Annotated in this window: 17 protein-coding genes; 8 read left to right on the top strand and 9 right to left on the bottom strand. The window is 60.1% G+C overall.

The features are described from left to right. Positions 1 to 73: 73 nt before the first annotated feature. From ACW9HW_RS24545 to ppnN, 3 genes are all read right to left on the bottom strand, one after another. On the bottom strand, positions 74 to 427 hold the full coding sequence (locus ACW9HW_RS24545; protein WP_457401984.1) for a hypothetical protein: 354 nt from the start codon (positions 425 to 427) through the stop codon (positions 74 to 76). A gap of 194 nt (positions 428 to 621) precedes the next feature. Further along, positions 622 to 1356, bottom strand: coding sequence for a response regulator (locus tag ACW9HW_RS24540; RefSeq protein ID WP_095193589.1), 735 nt, complete (start codon positions 1354 to 1356; stop codon positions 622 to 624). A gap of 144 nt (positions 1357 to 1500) precedes the next feature. Then, on the bottom strand, positions 1501 to 2874 hold the full coding sequence (ppnN, locus tag ACW9HW_RS24535) for a nucleotide 5'-monophosphate nucleosidase PpnN (protein ID WP_095193590.1): 1374 nt from the start codon (positions 2872 to 2874) through the stop codon (positions 1501 to 1503). Between the two features lie 215 nt (positions 2875 to 3089). Here ppnN and ACW9HW_RS24530 point away from each other — a divergent pair, with 215 nt between their 5' ends. Both ACW9HW_RS24530 and ACW9HW_RS24525 read left to right on the top strand, forming a co-directional pair. After that, complete coding sequence (locus ACW9HW_RS24530; RefSeq protein ID WP_095193591.1) at positions 3090 to 3617, top strand: DUF3087 family protein; 528 nt, start codon at positions 3090 to 3092, stop codon at positions 3615 to 3617. A gap of 40 nt (positions 3618 to 3657) precedes the next feature. Next, a complete protein-coding gene (locus ACW9HW_RS24525; RefSeq protein WP_095193592.1) occupies positions 3658 to 5211 on the top strand; it encodes a sensor domain-containing diguanylate cyclase in 1554 nt (517 codons plus the stop codon). Between the two features lie 40 nt (positions 5212 to 5251). On the opposite strand, the gene ACW9HW_RS24520 is transcribed toward ACW9HW_RS24525, so the two are convergent. Further along, positions 5252 to 5608, bottom strand: a complete 357-nt coding sequence (locus ACW9HW_RS24520) for a DUF2784 domain-containing protein (protein WP_095193593.1) — start codon at positions 5606 to 5608, stop codon at positions 5252 to 5254. A gap of 147 nt (positions 5609 to 5755) precedes the next feature. Here ACW9HW_RS24520 and ACW9HW_RS24515 point away from each other — a divergent pair, with 147 nt between their 5' ends. The 3 genes from ACW9HW_RS24515 to ACW9HW_RS24505 all read left to right on the top strand — a co-directional run bounded on the left by ACW9HW_RS24515 (position 5756) and on the right by ACW9HW_RS24505 (position 6979). Next, positions 5756 to 6454 carry an AzlC family ABC transporter permease gene (locus ACW9HW_RS24515; protein ID WP_457401983.1) on the top strand — a complete coding sequence of 233 codons (699 nt, stop codon included), beginning with the start codon at positions 5756 to 5758 and terminating at the stop codon, positions 6452 to 6454. Further along, positions 6454 to 6765, top strand: a complete 312-nt coding sequence (locus ACW9HW_RS24510; protein ID WP_162130447.1) for an AzlD domain-containing protein — start codon at positions 6454 to 6456, stop codon at positions 6763 to 6765. The genes ACW9HW_RS24515 and ACW9HW_RS24510 overlap by 1 nt, the downstream gene beginning before the upstream one ends. A gap of 67 nt (positions 6766 to 6832) precedes the next feature. Then, the gene (locus tag ACW9HW_RS24505) at positions 6833 to 6979 is read left to right on the top strand and encodes a hypothetical protein (protein WP_170948650.1); all 147 of its coding nucleotides are present in this window, start codon (positions 6833 to 6835) and stop codon (positions 6977 to 6979) included. Between the two features lie 140 nt (positions 6980 to 7119). On the opposite strand, the gene ACW9HW_RS24500 is transcribed toward ACW9HW_RS24505, so the two are convergent. The 5 genes from ACW9HW_RS24500 to ACW9HW_RS24480 form a co-directional block, all read right to left on the bottom strand. Beyond that, positions 7120 to 7392: a hypothetical protein gene (locus ACW9HW_RS24500; protein ID WP_095193705.1), complete on the bottom strand. Its 273-nt coding sequence runs from the start codon at positions 7390 to 7392 to the stop codon at positions 7120 to 7122. A 261-nt stretch (positions 7393 to 7653) separates the two neighbouring features. After that, positions 7654 to 8334, bottom strand: a complete 681-nt coding sequence (locus ACW9HW_RS24495; protein ID WP_095193595.1) for an SOS response-associated peptidase family protein — start codon at positions 8332 to 8334, stop codon at positions 7654 to 7656. Between the two features lie 130 nt (positions 8335 to 8464). Then, the gene (locus ACW9HW_RS24490; protein ID WP_095193596.1) at positions 8465 to 9178 is read right to left on the bottom strand and encodes an ABC transporter ATP-binding protein; all 714 of its coding nucleotides are present in this window, start codon (positions 9176 to 9178) and stop codon (positions 8465 to 8467) included. 3 nt (positions 9179 to 9181) lie between these two features. After that, entirely contained in the window at positions 9182 to 10018 is an 837-nt protein-coding gene (locus ACW9HW_RS24485) for an ABC transporter permease (RefSeq protein ID WP_095193597.1), read from the bottom strand. A 63-nt stretch (positions 10019 to 10081) separates the two neighbouring features. Next, on the bottom strand, positions 10082 to 11068 hold the full coding sequence (locus tag ACW9HW_RS24480) for an aliphatic sulfonate ABC transporter substrate-binding protein (protein ID WP_457401982.1): 987 nt from the start codon (positions 11066 to 11068) through the stop codon (positions 10082 to 10084). A gap of 296 nt (positions 11069 to 11364) precedes the next feature. Here ACW9HW_RS24480 and ACW9HW_RS24475 point away from each other — a divergent pair, with 296 nt between their 5' ends. The 3 genes from ACW9HW_RS24475 (at position 11365) to ACW9HW_RS24465 (ending at position 13705) form a co-directional block, all read left to right on the top strand. Further along, the gene (locus ACW9HW_RS24475) at positions 11365 to 12312 is read left to right on the top strand and encodes an ABC transporter substrate-binding protein (RefSeq protein WP_457401981.1); all 948 of its coding nucleotides are present in this window, start codon (positions 11365 to 11367) and stop codon (positions 12310 to 12312) included. A 152-nt stretch (positions 12313 to 12464) separates the two neighbouring features. Beyond that, positions 12465 to 13364, top strand: a complete 900-nt coding sequence (locus tag ACW9HW_RS24470) for a polysaccharide deacetylase family protein (protein WP_095193601.1) — start codon at positions 12465 to 12467, stop codon at positions 13362 to 13364. Positions 13365 to 13465: 101 nt separating this feature from the next. Next, positions 13466 to 13705, top strand: coding sequence for a DUF1652 domain-containing protein (locus ACW9HW_RS24465; protein ID WP_095193602.1), 240 nt, complete (start codon positions 13466 to 13468; stop codon positions 13703 to 13705). Positions 13706 to 13813: the final 108 nt, after the last annotated feature.

Below are 13813 nucleotides of genomic sequence, written 5' to 3'. Positions count from 1 at the left end.
TCATCGACTGGTCGACCGCATTCGCGAGCAGGCTCGCTCCCACAATTGATCTGTATTGTTTTTGAGAGCGCGATCAGTAGCGCTGGTATTTCGAACCGAACTCGGCGCGGTTTTCCGCGACGGTTACAGCGCCGCGCTCACGCAGTTCCTGCAAGCGATCGGCGCCACCCTCGGCAACACGATTCTGGATCAGGCGATCGGAACCACCTTCAGCGACCCGTTCACGCAACTCTTGCAACCGATCGGCACCGCCTTCAGCCACGCGATTTTGTTGCAAGCGGTCCGAGCCGCCTTCGGCCACCAAGACCTTGATGGTGCTTTGGGAGGCGACACTCGAGGTGTTGGCCGATGCCAGGTTCGACAGGCCAAGACCGCCCACCAGTGCCAGGCCGAGTGCCAGGGACGAAACTTTCGAGAAGTTGAACATGGTTGATTCTCCGTGCGCTTAATAAGTGAGTGGTCAGTAGCTCGTGCTAGCTGGTGGTCACAGTTAAACGCCGGGGTGTATCGCTGATGTGTGCTTGAACAGCGCGAAATCGGTTTTTGCGTATCCGGGCGGGGTTCATATACAGAAGGATACAAACCCCTGGAAAAATGTTGATTCCTGCGTTTCGCGCATTTCTACGCTTCGAGCATTTCCACCGGGTAGGAGAAAACATAGCCTTCACTGCGCACGGTCTTGATGTAGGTCGCCTCCCGTGAGTCATCCTTCAACCGTTGACGCAGCCGACTCACCAACAAGTCGATGGAGCGATCGAACAGGTCGGCGTCGCGGCCCTGGGTCAGGTTGAGTAACTGGTCGCGGCTCAATACCCGTTGCGGGTGATCGAGGAACACCCGCAGCAGTCGGTATTCGGCGCCACTGAGGGCAACCAGCGTGTCGTCTTCATCGAGCAGGTGGCGAGCGGTGGTGTCCAGGCGCCAGCGGCCGAAGGCCAGCATGCGGCCGCTTTCGGTGACCAACAGGTTGGGCGGCAGCATGCGGGTGCGGCGCAGCACGGCGTTGATCCGCGCCAGCAGTTCACGGGCGGCGAAGGGCTTGGTCAGATAGTCGTCGGCGCCCATTTCCAGGCCCAGGATGCGGTCGGTTTCGTCGTTGCGCGCGGTGAGCATCAGGATCGGCGTGGCTTTGTGTTTGCCTGAACGCAACTCGCGGCACAGCACCAGACCGTCGTCGCCGGGCAACATGATGTCGAGCACGATCAGGTCTACCTGATTGGCTTCCAGAAAGCTGCGCATTTGCCGGCCGTCGGCAACCACCGTGGTGCGCAGGCCGTTTTTCTTCAGGTAATTGCCGACCAGTTCGCGAATTTCGCGATCGTCGTCGACGATCAGGATGTGGTTGACGTGGTCCATCGGTCGATCCCTTGTATTCGTTGTTGTGCACCCTGTGTAGGAGCGAGCTTGCTCGCGATGGGTTTGAAGGCGACGCGTTTAATCAGGAAACACGCGTTATCGTTCACGTCCATCGCGAGCGAGCTCGCTCCTACAGAAAAGCAATCAGGCAACCACTCGATAACACGGCACATACGCCGCGCCACCGGGCAGTTTCATCCGGTGCTGGGCGACGAAGGCCTTGAGCAGTTGGTCCAGCGGCTGCATCACTGCCGCATCGCCACGGATCTGGTAAGGCCCGTGTTTTTCGATCAGGCGGATGCCCTTGTCCTTGACGTTGCCGGCGACGATGCCGGAGAACGCGCGGCGCAGGTTGGCGGCCAGTTCGTGGGCGGGCAGGTCGCGGCTCAGTTTCAGGTTGGCCATGTTTTCGTGGGTCGGGTCGAACGGGCGCTGGAAACCTTCGTCGATTTTCAGCAGCCAGTTGAAATGGAACGCATCGTTGCGCTCGCGGCGGAACTGTTTGACTGCCTTGAGGCCCAGGGTCATTTGCCGGGCGACTTCCGCCGGATCGTCGATGATGATCTGGTAATGCTTCTTGGCCCCTTCGCCCAGGGTGGCGCCGACGAAGGCGTCGAGTTGTTCCAGGTACGGTGCGGCGTGTTTCGGGCCGGTGAGGATGACCGGGAAGGGCAGGCCTTCGTTGCCCGGGTGCATCAGGATGCCCAGCAGGTACAGGAACTCTTCGGCCGTACCGGCGCCCCCCGGGAAGATGATGATACCGTGGCCGACGCGCACGAAGGCTTCCAGGCGTTTTTCGATGTCTGGCAGGATCACCAGTTCGTTGACGATCGGGTTCGGCGCCTCGGCAGCGATGATCCCGGGTTCGGTCAGGCCCAGGTAACGGCCGCCGTGGATGCGCTGTTTGGCGTGGGCGATGGTGGCGCCTTTCATCGGGCCTTTCATCACGCCGGGGCCGCAACCGGTGCAGACGTCCAGGCTGCGCAGGCCCAGTTCATGGCCGACTTTCTTGGTGTATTTGTATTCTTCGGTATTGATCGAGTGACCGCCCCAGCACACCACGATCTTCGGCTCGACGCCGGGACGCAGGGTGCGGGCATTGCGCAGCAGGTGGAACACGTAGTCGCTGATGCCCTGGGAGGTGCTCAGGTCGATGCGTTGGCTGTCGAGTTCGTTTTCGGTATAGACGATGTCGCGCAGGGCGCTGAACAGCATTTCACGGGTGCTGGCGATCATTTCGCCGTCGACGAAAGCGTCGGCCGGGGCGTTCAGCAGTTCCAGGCGTACGCCTCGGTCTTGTTGGTGGATGCGGATTTCGAAGTCCTTGTAGGCTTCGAGGATGGTCTTGGCGTTATCGACGTGGGCGCCGGTATTGAGGATGGCCAGGGCGCATTGGCGGAAGATGTCGTAGGTGCTGCCGGATCCGGCTTCGCTCAGTTGCTGGACTTCCCGTTGGGAGAGTGTTTCCAGGCTGCCTTTCGGGCTGACCGAAGCGTTGATTACTTGTCGTTGGGTCATTCAATGATCCTTAAAACGATGTCATTCCCACAGAAATAACGAATGGCATCCGAATAGTGTGTATCCATGAAAGAAGATGGCACGAACTGCGCGGTCTCGCCACGTCCCCCGTTTGACGATGAAAAGATGAAAAGGAGCCCCAGCATAGCTAAATCCCTCGCAGAGGCGATAATGCCTGCACTCTTTTTGTCCGTGATTGAAGGAAAACCGACGTAATGTTCGAAATCCAGCCGATGAACGCCGAAACCTATCGGCAACAGACGCGACGCAGCACGCTGATCATCGCGCTGATTTTCCTGGCACTGGCAATGGTGCTGTCCACCACGGCGGTGGCGTTGTTCGGTACGCCTGGCGGGGACAATCTGCGCTTCAACATCGGCGGCGTGTTTGCCGCCGTACTGGTGATGGCAGCGCTGATGCGCAAGGTGTTCTGGACTCAGGCATGGATGGCGCCGGCGGTCTACAGCTGGCAGCTCAAGCGCAGTCTGATGAGCGTCACCAACGTCATGCATCACCTCACGGCGGCGGTTGATGCAGGTGATCCGAGCGCAATGAAGCTGCTACGGTTCTATCATCTGGGTTTGAACCAAATGCACCAGCTGGACGGTAACTCCAGCGATCATGGGCAATTGATCCGGGAAATGGATCAGCACAAGGCGCGGATGCAAGCGCTGGGTATCGACACTGAACAGACGCGGCTGGACCCGGTCTGGATCGAGGCTGTGAAGCAGGCGTCGCGGTAAACCGCAGGCGTCTGTCAACACGATTCAAGGAGCGAACGTCATGGGGCACCCATCAATCTACGACCGCATCGAAAAAAACCGGCCCGGCGTTGCCAGGCTCAAGGTTCGCGCGGCGGTGACGCTATTGGTTGCGGTGTGCCTGTCGATGGCGCTGATTGTCAGCTGGGAAGTCTGGAGCGCGCGGCAGTATCATCTGCAGGACAAGGAAGTGGCGATGTCCAACCTTGCGCAGACCCTGGCCTCCCAGGCTCAGGCGTCGATCAAGCAGGCCGATACCTTGCTGTTCAGCCTGGTCGATCGCCTGGAAAACGACGGCATTGAAGAAGGCCGGCTCAATCGCCTGCAACGCTTGCTCAGTGCCCAGCGAAGTGAGCTGAGCCAGCTCCATGGCTTGTTCGTATATGACGAAACCGGGAAGTGGATCGCCAATTCCAATGGTGCCGAGGTCGGCGTCGCCAACAATTCCGACCGCGAGTACTTCATCTACCATCGCGATCACCCGGACCGCGGTCCGCATATCGGTCCGTCAATCAAGAGCCGTTCCAGCGGCGAATGGATCATGACGGTGTCGCGGCGGGTCAATCACCCCGATGGCAGTTTCGCCGGCGTTGCGCTGGCGACGATTTACCTCACGCACTTCCTGCAGCTCTACGACAGTATCGACATGGGCAGTAACGGTGTGATCAACCTGATCGCCGACAATGCCTCCATCATTGTGCGTCGTCCGTTCAGCGAGGCGGACATCGGCACCAGCCTGGCCAGGAGCCCGCTGTTCACCCAGTTGCTGCCCCAGGCCGGTTCGGGCACGGCGACGATCAAGTCGATCATCGATGGCGTCGAGCGAGTGGTGGGTTATCGCCGGGTCGAGGGGTATCCATTGATTATCTTTGTCGCGTTGAACAAGGACGAAGTGCTGGCCGGCTGGCGCAAGGAGTCAATGCTCAGTGCGGTGATCGTATCGTTGTTGCTCGGGTTTCTCGGGGTACTCGGTTATCGCCTGATGCAGTTGATGAAGCAACAGAACCGCATCCAGGTCGAGTTGCTCGGGTCCCAGGACAAGCTCCTCGAACTCAATCGAAACCTGGAATTGCTGGCCCTGGAAGATGCACTCACCGGATTGGCCAACCGGCGCCAGTTCGATCTGTTCATTCAGGCGGAAACGGGGCGCGCCCGGCGCAACCTGACCGGTCTGGCACTGCTGATGATCGATGTCGATCATTTCAAGGCGTTCAACGATCACTACGGCCATTTGGCCGGTGATCAGTGTTTGCGCAATATCGCGGCCATCATCATCGAGCACATCAAGCGCCCCGGTGACCTGGCCGCGCGTTTTGGTGGCGAAGAGTTCGCCGTGGTGCTGCCCGGCACCGATTACGTGGGAGCGTTTCTGGTAGCGGAGAAAGTCCGCCGCGCGGTGCAGACGGCAGGTCTTGCGCACAGTGAAAGCCCGGAAGCCGTGATCACGGTGAGCGTCGGTGTGTGCGGCTACGATCCGGCATCACAAACCAGCACCGAGGATTTGATCGGTGCCGCCGACAAGGCGCTGTACGTGGCCAAGGCCAGCGGGCGCAACATGAGCGTCATTGCCAACTGACGGCGACTTGCCGAACCGGGTCGCAACAGACTGCGATCTTTTAAAGCGCCCTGAACACTCGAAGATAGACCACTGCGTTGATCACCAGCACCGCACCGGCCAGCCAAAGCTGAATAGTCGGAGTCAGGCCGGTCGGATAAATCACCGGCCACACATAGTGTTCGATGAAACCGGCGCCGTAACCGCTTTGCCCGGCAGCGTGTCGCATCAGGTTTTCCCAGCGAGTCAACGGGCAGGGCAGGTGGAACAGTTCCACGGCCACACCCCAGGCGGCAGCGGGCAGGTGCCACCGCATCAAGCGGCGCCATTTGAGCACCAGCAGCCCGCCGAACACGACAAACAGAATGAACGAAAGGTGAAACAGCACCAGTCCATCGGCGGCGATTCGGTAGAGCATGTCGACTCCCGCAGGCGTCAGGTGAATGGCTCCATGGTACTCGAAGCAAGCGGGCAGCCGATGAGTGGCAAGATGCGCAAGATTGTTCAAGCCATTGGCCGCGACTGCTGGCACAGTCTGAGGTCTTTTCCCTGGTTGTAGAGCGTTATGTCCAATTCACACTTGCCGCGCACGGCGTTCCTGCGCGGTGCTGCGGCGATCATGCCGCTGTCCCTGGCGACCGCGCCCTGGGGCTTGCTGGCAGGTTCCATGGCGATCGAAGCCAATCTGACGCCCCTGCAAGGCCAGGGCCTGTCGAGCATCGTGTTTGCCGGCGCTGCGCAACTGGTGGCCATCGGCATGCTCAAGGGCGGGGCCGGGATCTTTTCGATCCTGCTGACCACTTTGTTGCTGACGTCCCAGCATTTGCTCTACGGGATGAGCATGCGTTCGGTGATCTCGCCATTGCCGGGACGCTGGCGGGTGGGCCTGGGATTTCTGCTCACCGATGAATTGTTCGCACTGACCAGCCAGCACGACAAACAACAGTTCGACCGCTGGTATGCCCTTGGCGTGGGCCTGACGTTCTATATCGCCTGGAACCTCTTCACCCTGGCCGGGATCGTGCTCGGCAGCAGCATTCCGGGGCTTGAGCACCTGGGTCTGGACTTCTCCATCGCCGCCACCTTCATCGCCCTGATCACCCCGGTGGTACGCAATGTGCCGACCGTGGTCTGCGTCGCGGTGTCGTTGTTCTGCTCGGTGCTGTTCAGCTACTGGCAATGGGGCTCGGCGCTGGTGCTGTCGGGGTTGGCGGGGATGACCGCCGGGTTTATCTGCAACAAATTCCGGGGAGCGCGCACATGATGGTCTGGGCGGTGATTATCGGCATGGGCGTGTTGGTGTTCCTCAACCGCTATGTCTTTCTGGAGCCGCGGCTGCCGGTGCGCCTGAGCAGCAATGCCCGGCAGTTTCTCGGTTTCGCCGTGCCGGGGATGTTGACCGCGATCTGCGGGCCGATCGTGTTCATGCCCGAGAAACAGCTGAATCTGCAATGGGATAACCCCTACCTGATCAGCTCGCTGGTGGCCGTCGGCCTGGTGCTGTACACCCGCAATACCCTGCTCAGCATGTTGTTGAGCATGGGGTTTTTCTTTTTGCTGCGTTGGTGGCTGTAAGTCGGGGCGTGGGAAATTGTTCTACGCTTAAGGTTGATGAACGATCCCTTCAGGAAGAGAGGTGAGCATGGCCAATGAACCCAAGCGTCTGGATCCCGAAGAAGATGTGGATGAGCCGACGGAAGAAGAGATTGAGCAGCAGAAGCGTTCGGTGCCGGACTGGAAGCACCCTGACGATGGCACGGAACTGTCGGAGCCTGACCGCAAATTCTGAGATATTTTTGGAACCCTGAGCAAGGGAGATTTTTTGTGGGAGCGAGCCTGCTCGCGAAGGCAGTGTGTCAGTCAACGAATAAATTGTCTGACCCAACGCTTTCGCGAGCAGGCTCGCTCCCACAAGTACTCAAAAGGGGTTCAAATGTCTTCCAGCGACAGAAAATCGGGATGAGTGGCCCGATAGCCCAGCGTCCTGTCGATCCAGGCATTCAACTCGTTGACCATCACCGGCGGCCTGCCTGGATAGCCTTCAAGTGTCGAACTCAGAAGGTTGTCGATATTGGGGACTGATCCTAGATTTCGGGTTTGTATGTATTGCCCGATAAAAGAGTCGAGTTGGTAGTGTTCAGTCTTTGTGAGATAGACACACGCCAGACTCACGACTTGATTATTTGTAAAATCGTCGCGCAATTTGGTTCTCTGCAAGGCTTGTTGTTTTCGGGATGTCCTGAGTTGCTGACTCTTTGGTCAACTGGCTGTGGCACTGGAAATGCGGCGCGAATGCTAGCCGTACTTATTGAAAATGTATGTATGACCAAAGGATTGTCGGACAAGCGGTTCATTCACAAAACGCATGTGCTTTCATAAGTGTTAATGAGTTGAAACAGTCGTTGTAACAGTGCCTGACAATGATTTGTTACTTATGCCTGCGGTTCTGTCGATACTGACAGTTCAAGTGCTCTTTGCAATTAATTCGGCCCCTTGGTTTCTGGCATTGTTAAGCGCTTTATCGACCCTGTACCACTCGAATACATCACTGTCTTCCCCTTGCAAAAGTACCATTTGCTCGGCCCGCTCCTTGGGCGTGGCCGGGTCCAGCCATTCCAGCGCCAACTCGGGTGACAACACCACCGGTCGGCGGTCATGAATATCCACCAACCCTCCTGCGCTGTCGGCAGTGATGATGACAAAACCGTCATCGTCCCGAGGTGCTGCCGTGCCGATGGGGAACTGTCCGATTGCCGCACATAAAACCGGCTTCCGGTCGCGACGGCGGATCAGCCAGGGTTGTCGTGTGCCGTCTCCGGCATCGGTCCATTCAAACCAGTTGTCGATCGGGCAGATCGCGCGGTGTGGCCAGATCGCCCGGAAGAACGGACCGTGGGCGACTTTCTCGACCCGCGCATTGATCGGTGCCGCGCGATCGGTCGCCCAGTGCGGTCGCCAGCTCCAGCGCTGCAAATCGGCATGCAAGCCGTCGTCCTCCTGATGCAGCAGTGCCAGTTGCGTGGTGGGCGGGGCGTTGTAGTGGGCCAACGGCTGGTCGCCGACGTGATTGATCAACGCGTCGGGGATGCTCAGCACCGCCACGAAATCGTGGATGCCCCGGTATTGCGACAGGCGTCCGCACATGGCCGAATCCTCCATTGTAGGAGCGAGCATGCTCGCGATGAACCTGAGTGCTGCGCGGGGTGTCAGGTTTCCATCGCCATCGTTGACGACCATCGCGAGCATGCTCGCTCCTACAGAATAGCGAATACCCTTAAATCACGTGCGCCCGCTGCAACTCGGTCAGCGACAAGGCCTTGAGCCGGGCCAGCAACGGGTCGCGGCGATCGCGCGGGTGCGTCAGCGTCACCGCCAGTTCCTGACGGATGCTGCTGGGGCGGTTGTCCATCACCAGCACCCGATCACTGAGGTACAGCGCTTCATCGACATCGTGGGTCACCAGCAGCAGGGCGATGGCGTGGCGTTCGGCCAGTTGCAGCAGCAGGTCTTGCAGCTTCATGCGGGTAAAGGCATCCACCGCGCTGAACGGTTCGTCGAGCAGCAGCACCTGCGGGCGCGAGTAGAGGCCGCGAGCGATCGCCACCCGTTGTGCCATGCCGCCGGACAGCGCTTTGGGCAAGGCATTGGCGAAACCGCCGAGGCCGACTTCCTCGATCAATTGCGCAACCCAGGCCTTGTCGTACTGGTTGTCTGCGCTGAAGCCGATGTTTTGTTCCACCGTCAGCCAAGGCATCAACCGGGGTTCCTGGAACACGAACGCGACCTCGCCGGCGCGGTTGCGCAGGGTGCCCTGGAAGTCCTTTTCCAGTCCGGCGACGATCCGCAGCAAGGTGCTTTTGCCGCAACCGCTGGGGCCGAGCAGGCTGACGGTTTCCCGGGGCTGCAACTGCAAGTGGATGTTGTTGAGGACCGTTGTCGCGGCGAAGGTCTTGCGTTCGACGTGGATGTCCAGCAGGTGTTCGGTCATGGCTCAATCCCCCGCGTGGTGGCCGTTGAAGGTGTCGCGCCAGGCCAGGAAGCGTTTCTCCAGGCCGGCGAGCAGGCCGTCGCTGAGTTTGCCCAGCAGCGCCAGCACGATGATTGCCGCCAGCACGATGTCCGGACGCGAGGTTTCGCGACCGTCACTGAGCAGATAGCCCAGGCCTTTGGTCGCCGCGATCAGTTCGGCGGCCACCAGAAACATCCAGGCCAGGCTCATGCCGCTGCGCAACCCGGTGAACAGGCCGGGCAGGGCGGCGGGCAGGAGAATCCGTCGCACCAGGCGAAAGCGGCTGAAACCGTACATTTGCCCGACCTCCACCAGTTTGCGGTCGATGTTGCGGATCGCTGCGACGCCATTGAGGTACACCGGAAAGAAGGCGCCGATGGCAATCAGGACGACTTTCGAGGTTTCGTCGATGCCCAGCCAGAGCAAGAGCAGCGGCACCCAGGCCAGGCTCGGGATCGAACGCAGGCCGGCGAATGTCGGTTCCAGCCAGGCTTCGGCTTCACGGCTCAAACCGACCCAGGCGGCGAACACCAGGGCCAGGCTGGCGCCGATGGCGAACCCCAGCAGCACCCGCAACAGGCTGGCGCTGATGTGTTTCCACAGCGCGCCTTCGGCGAGGTCTCGCAGAGTGAGGGCGATTTCGCTGGGGGCCGGCATCTGGTAGGACGGCAGCCAGCCGATGCGCACGACCAACTCCAGTACCAGAAGCATCAGCACCGGCAGCGCCAGGCCCTTGAGGCGCAGGCGCCAGGCGGTGTTCAGGCGATGCGGTGCAGGCAATACCAGGTGTGGGGGGAGGGTTTTGCTTTTGCTGGACATTGGACTCTCCGGCGACGACGAATCCGCGGCAGGCGCGGATTCAGTCTGTCCGTTAACGGGCATTTACTGGCGGGCCACGGTTTCCTTGAACCCGGTATCGATCAGTTGATCGATCACCTGATCGACATTCACCCCACGCCGTACCAGCTCTTCGGAAACCAGGATCGGCGCAGCGGCCTTGGACGCGATCACATCCCGGGTGGTCAGTTGCGGATTGCTCAGGTCAGTGCGCGACAGTTGCAGCTTGGCCACGTCCAGCGGCAGGCCGGATTCCGTGGCCAGCAGCTTCGCCAACTCATCAGGATTTTTGACCGCCCATTCCCGGGCCTGCTCGTAGGCTTTCAGGACAGTGTCGATGGTCTGCGGGTGTTCCTTGGCAAAGGTATCGGTAACGCTGACCACGCCATAGCTGTTGAAACCGGTGTTGCGGTACAGCAGGCGCGATCCGGCCTGGACCTCGCTGGCAGCCATGTGCGGATCGAGCCCCGCCCAGGCGTCGACATCACCTTTTTCCAGTGCGGTGCGACCGTCCGGGTGCTGCAGGTGCACCAGCTCTACATCGTCCTTGCTCAGACCGGCCTGCTGCAGGCTGCGCAGGGTGAAGAGGTACGGGTCAGTGCCCTTGGTGGCGGCGATTTTCTTGCCCTTGAGGTCGGCCACGGTTTTGAACGGCGAATCCTTGCGTACCACCAGCGCGGTCCATTCGGCGCGGCTGTAGACGTAGACCGATTTGATCGGGCTGCCATTGGCTCGGCTGAGTACCGCCGCGAGGCTGGCGGACGAAGCAAAGTCGACGCCGCCGCTGTTGAGGTACTCCAGCGAACGGTTACTGCCCTGGCTCAGGACCCAGCCGACCCTGGTCTGTGGCAGTGCTTTCTCCAGAAAACCGAAATGCTTGAGCACCAGGCTGACCGGCGAATAGTAGGCGTAGTCCAGATGCACTTCCGCTGGTGGCGCTTCGGCCGCCTGAGCCGAAGGTTGCAGGCTCAGGGCCAGGGCGCAGGCGCTGAGCAGGTACCTGAAAGTCGAAAAACGAAAGGTGGGCTTCATGGGGCGGCTCCGGGCAAGGCGGCGAGATTCTTATGTCCAAAAAATTAGTTAGAGTGGCTGCATCCTGCATAAAAAGAATATTGCAGGCTCTGTGCCATGTTTTCGAACTCACGCTTTTCAGGGCTTTGCCGCGATCAGCAGGGAAGTGGGGTGTACGACACAAAGCAGTGTGTTGACGCGCTGTTGCTGGGCCAACAGCAGCCCATGAAGGGTGCTTAGCTTATGCAAAAATAGAATTTAAAATTCAATTTGTAAGAGCGTTATGGTCTATGGCAATCACCCCCAAGGAGCCCCCGATGAACCTGTCCCGATTTGTGCGCGGTCTGCTGACCAGCGCCTTGTTTGCTACGCCCATCGCTTACGCCGCCGAACCTGTCGTGCTGCACGTCGGTGACCAGAATTACTACAACATTCGTGCGTCGGTGGAAGCCTCGGGTGTGCTCAAGGACGCGCCTTACACCGTCGATTGGAAGCACTTCCAGGCCGCCGCGCCGTTGGCCGAAGCGCTGAACACCGGTGCGCTGGACCTGGGCTTTCTCGGTGACTCGGGTTTTCTGTTCCTCGCCGCCAAGCAAGCGCCGGTCAAGCTGATCGGCGTGTCGCGGCAGAACCCGGACACCATCGCCTTGCTGGTGCCCAAGGATTCGCCGGTGAAAACCATCGCTGATCTCAAGGGCAAGAAAGTTGCCTACTGGCCCGGCGCCTGGAGCCAGCAACTGACCTTGCGCGCCCTGGAGCAAGCCGATTTGCCGGAAGACTATGTCGACTTCATCAAGTTGATGCCGATCGATGCCGCCGCTGCGTTGCCTCAGGGCAGTATCGACGCGTTCCCGGTGTGGGAACCGTACATTTCCCAGCAGATCCTGTTCTCCGGTGCGCGGCCGATTCTCACCGCCAAGAACCTGATGCCCGGCCTGAGCGCCATCGCCGCCTCGACCCCTTCGATCGACAGCAAGCGTGAAGCCATCGCCGATTTTCTCGGGCGCTTGAAAAAGGCCCGGGCCTGGGTCGACAGCAACACCGACGAATACGCGGATTTGTGGGCGAAGAAGGCCAACCTCGATCAGAACGTCTCGCGCCACTGGTTGCGCCAGGCGCACATGACCGTCGGCCCGGTGGATGCACAGGCCGCCAAGGATCTGCAGAGCACCGCGGACTTCCTGTTCAAGGTCAAGGCGCTGCCGACTGCACTGGCGACCGCACCGATCATCGATAGCTCGTTCCAGCAGGCACTGGCGAACTAAGCGGAACCAATGTAGGAGCGAGCATGCTCGCGATGCACGACAGGGCACCGCGGGGTGCCAGGCTGTCTGCGTAATCGTTGACGACCATCGCGAGCGAGCTCGCTCCTACAGGTAAGATGACAGCCTCGTAGAGGTCTGGCTTAAGGCAAAACATGAAACAGTGGCTCAAGGTTCTATCGGCGTGTGCCATGGCAGTCAGTCTGCTGGGCTGTATCGCCGCTCCCATCGAAATGTCGCCGCAGACCGAACAACGTCTGCAAACCCAACCGCCGATCCGCTTCCTGCTGACCTACGATGACGGCCCCAGCGCATCGGGTTTCTGGAACCCCACCGAAACCGTGCTCGACAGTCTGGCGCGCAATCCCCTGCAAGCGGACATCAAGGCCGTGTTCTTCGTGCAGACCCGTGCCTCGCGGGCCGGCGGTAGCGAGATCGGGCGCGCAATCATGCACCGCGAGCGCGATGCCGGGCACATTCTCGGCTTCCACACCGCGACGCCTTCGCACACCAATCATCGTTCCCTCGACCCACAGGAACTCGAACAGGCACTCACCGACGGCAGCGCCGACATTGCCGCGATCACCGGTGTGCCACCGACCCTGCTGCGCCCGCCATTCTGGAACTACGACAAACGCACCTTCTCCGCGTATCAGCAACATGGCCTGCATGTGCTGTTGACGGACCTGAGCGCCAACGACGGCAAGATCTGGGGCTTCAACGCCAGCCCCCGGCGGCGGGCTCACTTCTTGCGCTCGATGTCCGAAGTGCGCGAGCGCATTGCCCTGGGTGAACTGCCCGTGGTCGATGGGGTGATTCCGGTGGTGGTGACCTTCCACGACCTCAACCGCTACACCGCCCGGCATACCCGCGAGTACCTGCAGATCCTGCTCGACAGTGCCCGGGCGACGGGAGTGAAAGTTGCACAACAGCCGTTTTACGACGACACCGCCGCGCTGCAACGGGCGGCGATGGCGCGCACCGTGCGCGATGGTTCGCAACCGGTGCAACTACCGGGATTCTGGAACTGGATCTGGAAGAAAAATTCCGAGTGAAAAAGTGTTTGAAATGAGAACCGGATAACGCTTTTTTCTGGCGCAGAAATGGCAAAGCGCGGCTATTCTCATTGGGTTCCAATCCGTCCGAGGGATCGGCCATGCTTCCCATCTCTGTCTTGTGCAACATTGTGGAGTCCGGATTTACCCCTCTGTCCTGCGAATGCACGGAAAGCGCAGGCTTGCTGCGCATCGAGGTTTACGACCCCGTCAGCGGCCGGGTTGAACTGCTGATCAGCGGCGTATCGACCGAGCAGTTGACCAGCGTGCGGGCTATCTCCGACCTGATCGGCGAGTTGCGCACCGAGATGAGTGCGGGGCGCCGGGCGTTTGCCGGCTGACGCCCAGGTCCGAGATAAACACTGAACCTGTGGCGAGGGAGCTTGCTCCCGCTGGGCTGCGAAGCGGCCCCAAAGAGGCATTGCGGCTGGACAATTTTTTAGGGCCGC

This window comes from Pseudomonas sp. SDO5532_S415, from assembly GCF_054071155.1.
This window is presented reverse-complemented; position numbering and strand designations above follow the sequence as displayed.